Annotated in this window: 5 protein-coding genes; 3 read left to right on the top strand and 2 right to left on the bottom strand. The window is 66.1% G+C overall.

Annotated features, from left to right (window positions below; all coding sequences use genetic code 11):
* Nucleotides 1-424: 424 nt before the first annotated feature.
* Entirely contained in the window at nucleotides 425-1162 is a 738-nt protein-coding gene (locus ACLML9_RS27535; RefSeq protein WP_411948237.1) for a DUF4145 domain-containing protein, read from the top strand.
* A gap of 290 nt (nucleotides 1163-1452) precedes the next feature.
* Here ACLML9_RS27535 and ACLML9_RS27530 read toward each other — a convergent pair whose 3' ends face one another.
* Both ACLML9_RS27530 and ACLML9_RS27525 read right to left on the bottom strand, forming a co-directional pair.
* Nucleotides 1453-2865, bottom strand: coding sequence for a metallophosphoesterase (locus tag ACLML9_RS27530; RefSeq protein WP_411948236.1), 1413 nt, complete (start codon nucleotides 2863-2865; stop codon nucleotides 1453-1455).
* Between the two features lie 16 nt (nucleotides 2866-2881).
* Complete coding sequence (locus ACLML9_RS27525) at nucleotides 2882-3421, bottom strand: hypothetical protein (RefSeq protein ID WP_411948235.1); 540 nt, start codon at nucleotides 3419-3421, stop codon at nucleotides 2882-2884.
* 161 nt (nucleotides 3422-3582) lie between these two features.
* On the opposite strand from ACLML9_RS27525, the gene ACLML9_RS27520 reads away from it, so the two are divergent.
* Both ACLML9_RS27520 and ACLML9_RS27515 read left to right on the top strand, forming a co-directional pair.
* Nucleotides 3583-4614 carry a hypothetical protein gene (locus ACLML9_RS27520; RefSeq protein ID WP_411948234.1) on the top strand — a complete coding sequence of 344 codons (1032 nt, stop codon included), beginning with the start codon at nucleotides 3583-3585 and terminating at the stop codon, nucleotides 4612-4614.
* Nucleotides 4615-4913: 299 nt separating this feature from the next.
* A complete protein-coding gene (locus ACLML9_RS27515) occupies nucleotides 4914-5132 on the top strand; it encodes a hypothetical protein (RefSeq protein ID WP_411948233.1) in 219 nt (72 codons plus the stop codon).
* The last annotated feature ends 382 nt before the right edge of the window (nucleotides 5133-5514 follow it).

The raw sequence follows: 5514 nt of genomic DNA, 5'->3' as shown, positions 1-5514 counted from the left end.
GCGCCACCGCTTCCGACCCGAGATGGTTGATTTCGATAACCGAGAAGTGTGGGCACGACGAGAGCCGTACCCGACTTGCTCTCCCGCAGCCTGAGCACGAATCGGCCGGCAATCGCTCGTGGGGCCTGGCTGTGGTCCGGTCGCAGGAAGTTCGACGCCGATCTGACCTGCGCGGATGAATTGCCGAACGAATCTGATGGCGACATCCGTACGTGGGGACCAGGCTGGTTGCGTAATCCCTGCCTCCTCATGGCCTGATTGTCTGACCTCGTTCGGCCGAGTCAAGGGAAAGAGCGCCCTTGACACGACCTCCCTCCGCTCAGGGATGGCCAGTATGAGGAAGCAGGGAAAGGGAAGTCACCCGGCGGACGAGGGGCAAAGAACTCTGTCGTGCGCCACCAGATGGATGACTATCCTCACTCACATGGAATGGGAAGACCGTCTCGGCCGTGTTGACGTGCTGCCGAAGATTCTCCGACGCGCACTCGATGAGGTCGAGAAGTGCATGGACGGCGGCTCTTACATCATGGCTATCGTTGCGGCTCGACGCGGTCTGGAAGCCTTATGTTTGGACCAAGGGGCCACCGAGCGAACCCTGGAAAAGCGACTCGAAAAACTCCAAACTACCGGAAAGATCGACGGTCGACTTTTCACTTGGGCCACCCACCTACGCAACATTGGCAACGAGGGGGCTCACGATCTCGATTTCGACCCGGATCGGGATGAAGCCCTCGACTCACAGAACCTGCTCGAACGCGTAGTCCAGTACGTCTATATCGACCAGGCACGCTATGAGGAAGCCAAGCGTCGATGGGAATATCGACAACTGCCGGCAGTCGACGTCAAATATCGGGTCGATGAGCACACGAATGGCTGTTATCTCGTGGTTGTACGCCAGCCCGCCCAAGCCTTGAAGGCAGACGAGGAAGCACGGGTTTGGCGCTGGACCAGACACTCGAATTCTGGGATCAGCGATCCGTGGTCGCCACCCGGGCATGGGGTCAACATCGAGGACAGTGCGTGGGCTTTCAACCGAGCAGCGGTGATCAAGTGGCTCAAGGATCGCAATCTACGAGTCAAAGAGTGGACCAAGGAAGAGGGGAAACGGCTGGATGAGTGCACCGCCGGGTACCACACAGGAGACGACGAACCTCCATTCTGAGCGGTGGTGGCTCATGCGCAGTTCATTCACGGCTCCCGGTCGCCGTCCGCGTTTCGTCCGCAGTTGACCCAACCTCAGCCAACCGCGCCAACGCTCCAAACCGCTGTTTTCCCAGGTCGACTAACAGTGCCAACGTCAACCAACGATGCCGTGACCTGCAACTATGCCGACGATAGAACTGCAAAGCCGTTTACGCGGGTTCGATTCCCGCCGCTCGCTCGGTATGCCGGCCGGGCCGGAGTCGTTGGCGATTCCGGCCCGGGCCGCGCGCGAACCCGGGACGCGGTTTGTCAGGTGAGTCCCGAGAAGTCCCGCAGCACAACGTGATTGCGATCGGCGAAGGTGCCGAGCGTGTACTCGGGAAGCAAGCCGAAGTATTCGGCGCGGGTCAGTGTGCTCCAGCGCCGGGATTCCGGGGTGCGGGTCTTGTAGAAGTTCACCGTGTAACCACCCTCGTAGATGCGCAGCAGGCTGTACCCGCCCGGATACTCCTTGATCGCGGCGACCTCCAGGAATTCCACCGCGCAGGCGGTATCCGGCCGGGTGCGGCGGGTGCGATGGGTATGGCCGCTGTGCTGCAGGAAGACCCCCGGCGCGTCCTCGTACAACCGCTGCAGTCGCAGCGCGGTCTCGCGGTCGAGTACGAAACCGGGCCCGGCCGTGTTGGTGAGCCCGGCCTCCACGGTGACCGGATGATGACCGAAAACCAGAGTGGGACGGTCCGGTTCGGCGCGTAGCAGTTCGGAGATCCGGTCGAACTGCGCGGCGTCGAGTACCCCGCCCGCGCCGTCCAGTGCGCTGGTATCCAGGCCGAGGATGCGCAGACCGCCGAGTTCGTGTTCGACCACCTGTTGCCGGGGCCCGAAAACCTCACTCCAGCAATCACGGTGGTCCGCGGCGCCGGGAACCGCCGGGCAATCCGCGTATTCCGCGCCCGTGTGCGGGCGGTCGTGGTTCCCGCGTACGGCGAGGTAGTCCTGACCGTCGATGCCCCAGTGGTCCAGCCGGGCGCGCACCGCGCGCACCTGCGCGGGTGTGGCCTCGGCGGTCAGGTCACCGGCCAGCAGCAGTAGTTCCGCGCCGCGATCGGGGCGGCGCAGATCGCCGAGGACGGCGTCGAACATGACCTCCGGATACGGCGGTAGACCCGGTTCCTGGCGTATCCCGGGCGGCAGCCCGCCCGTCACCAGGCCGCTCACGGTCTCCCCGTAATGGACGTCGTTGGCCAGCGCCAGGGTGCGCAGCAGCCGTCCCGGCGGCGGTACCAGGGTGGTGAACGTCGCGGTGGATTCCGGAGTGCCGGGCGCACCGGTCGCGACCGAGCGCGCGGGCGTCGCCCGAACCCCGGCCGATCGTGCCGCGAACCGGTAGGCGCGGCCTGGTTCGAGACCGTCGATCTGCGCGTAATGGAAGGGGGTGGGGCTCGCGGAAGCCCACACCGGCCGGAGTGGGCGGGCACTGTCCGCCGGGCCGAGCAGTAGCTCGCCGTCGGTGGGTACCGGGATCGCGCTGCCGGGGTCGCGGCTGGTCCAGGTGAGCACGGCGGCGGTATCGGTGACCGTGACTACTTCCAGGTCGGTCGCCTGCACCGGGCCGGGCGCCGCGGCCGCCCGGCCCGCACCGGAGAGTCCGGCGGCGGGCAGCAGTGCCGCGAGGCCGAGCGCGCCCAGTACGGTGCGGCGCGAGGGCCCGCAGCAGCTCATCGGCGCCCGCCGTCGATCATTTCGGACCGCTGTCGGAGGAGGAGCAGACCCGCCATTCGCCGTCCTCTTTCACGAGGCTCTCTTCGGAACTGTCGTCCATCTGCTCGTCGTCGCCCCCGTCTGGTGCCGACAGGCTGAACTTGCCCTTGATCTCGGCTTTCGCGCGGTCACCGGTCACGACGATATTGTCGACCGAGTCGATATCGACCGTGAATCCGAGCTTCTCGGCCTCGGACTTCTCCGCGTCCGACATGGCATCGAATTCGTCCCGGTCGGCCTTGCAGGCCAACCCGGTGGCGGCCACGAAACCGTCGTCGCTGAGCGTCCCGTAGAACTCGCGCAGCGAGGCCTCGATCTGCTGGTCGTCGGAGGACAGCGGGGTGCGTCCTTGCAGAGTCAGCACCACCACGGCGGCGATGGCGGCGACGACCACGAGTGCGGCCACTACCCCGCCCACGATGAGGCCGGTCCGGCGTTTCCGCGGCGGCCGGGGGTGGCCGGGCCGAGTGCCGTCGGGCGGCTGCGGCCCGGTCGGGCCTGCCGGTGGCTGAGTCAAAATATTCTCCGTTCCCGGGGGATTTTCCCGAACACTACGACACCTCCCGGGTCGAAGTCCGGTACGGCGGGTCGCCCGGGCCGAGTGCTCCGCGCGCGCAACCGCGTCGGCGCTCCTACACTCCTTTCGGCGGTATCCGACAATATGTGGAGGTTTGTTCTATGTCCGGTCGTGGTGTCCATCTGTGCGGCAGTGTGCCGCTCTCCGACGCCGCGGCGGTCTTCGCGCAGGTCGCTACCCGTCTGGGTGGGCATATCACCCGAGTCCCCGACGGTGAGACCGGAGAGCGGGACAACTTTGTGGTGTGGCAGCTGCCCCGGCTGCAGGCGCACCCCGGCCTCGTCACTGTGCCGCCGCCGAGCCCGGAATACGGACCGAGCGAACGGGTGCAGCCGGCACCCGGTATCGACGCGGCGACAATCGATTTCGGCACGCTCGGATATGCGCAGGCCGCTCGCGCGTCATGGCGGGTGTTCGAACAGCTCCGCGCGCAAGGTGTGCTCCGGCCCCGGGTCCGATTCCAGGTGAGTCTACCGACCCCGATCTCGGTGATCGGCGCGTTCGTCGCGGGCCCCCAGGCGGAACTGGAGATCCGTTACGAAGCAGCGATTCTCGCCGAATTGGATCAGATCACCTCGGCGATTCCCCATGAGGATCTGGCGATCCAATGGGACGCGCCCGTCGAATTCGCGCTGTTCGAAGGCGTCTTCCCGTGCTGGTTCGGCGACGACTATCCCGCCCGGCTGGGCGGCGTGATCGAGCGGCTCTCCCGTCTCGGTAATGCGGTTCCTGCCGGGGTGGAGCTGGGCTATCACCTCTGCTATGGCGATTTCGGCCATCAGCATTTCGTCGAGCCCGCCGATACTTCGAAACTGGTCGATGTGGCCTCCGGTGTCGCCACCGCGCTGAAGCGCCCGTTGAACTGGATCCACCTGCCCGTCCCGAAGGGACGCACGGACGCTGCGTATTTCGCACCGCTCGCGGGCCTGGCGACAGAACCGGAGACCACCCTCTTCCTGGGCCTGGTGCACGCCTCCGACGGTTTCGACGGTGCTCGCCGCCGCATCAAGGCCGCGGCCGAGTTCGTGCCCGAGTTCGGTATCGCCACCGAATGCGGTTTCGGCCGCCGACCGGCCGCCCAGGTCCCGGAGCTGCTGGATTTGCACGCTCGGCTGGCGAATTCATTGGATTGACCGGGGGCCGTGGCCACCCCCGGCCGTCGCCTTCGACGATTACGAGAACCTGGTCCCCACCTGCCTGCGCTACCTGTCGCGCCCTACCGAGCGTGTGGCCCGGACAGAGGTGGGCCGGGCGATCATGCGGAGCCGATCGGCCACCGAATACATCGCCGCGGCGGTGGCAGCACTCCGCACCGGCGATCCGGCAGCGGCCGGGGCCCGACCGCCCGATCGTCAACCTCGGGTTGACGAGGCTGATATCGTCAACTAGAAGTTGACGACATCAGCCGAGCGGCAGACCTCCAGGAGTGACAGTGGACGATCGCAAGAACCTCGCCACCGCCCTCGATACGTGGGAGCAATCGCTGCGTCCGGAGGTCCGCAAGCGGCAAGCTCTCGCTCGTAAGGGGATCAGCCGATTCGCCCCACCCACTCGTGCGCATGTCTGGGCCGGGGATCTCATGCTGCGCGCCATCCAACTCCCCGGTATCCGAGGACTCGTTCAGCGCTCGATCCAGCGCGCGAACAACTAGCCGCCGCCCGCTGGGCGCCGCGCCGACGTGGGGCCGGGCTCGGGCGGATATGCCCGCGGCGGGCCGGGTCGGTACCGCGAGGCGCAGACCATCGGTGTATCCCATTTCGAAAGTGGATAGAAATCGCTGTTTGCTTGTTTCCGGTCGCGGGGATGCGGTACGCGGCGAATGAGTCGGGGGCCAGGAGAAAATTCGCGGCGAAGGAGATGGGAACGATGGGTTCGTTCGAACCTTATCTAGGCGTCGGCATGGAAATGCTGCAGAGGATGTTCGGGATGATGTTGGGGGAACTCGGCATCGTCGATGTGGACGTCGAATTCCTCCTCCAGGGCGGTCCGCGCCGCCGCATCGGTGACCTGGTCGAGCGCCTGCCGGACCTGGT

Source organism: Nocardia sp. NPDC002869 (genome assembly GCF_046764065.1).
Taxonomy (GTDB): Bacteria; Actinomycetota; Actinomycetes; order Mycobacteriales; family Mycobacteriaceae; genus Nocardia; species Nocardia rhamnosiphila.
This window is presented reverse-complemented; position numbering and strand designations above follow the sequence as displayed.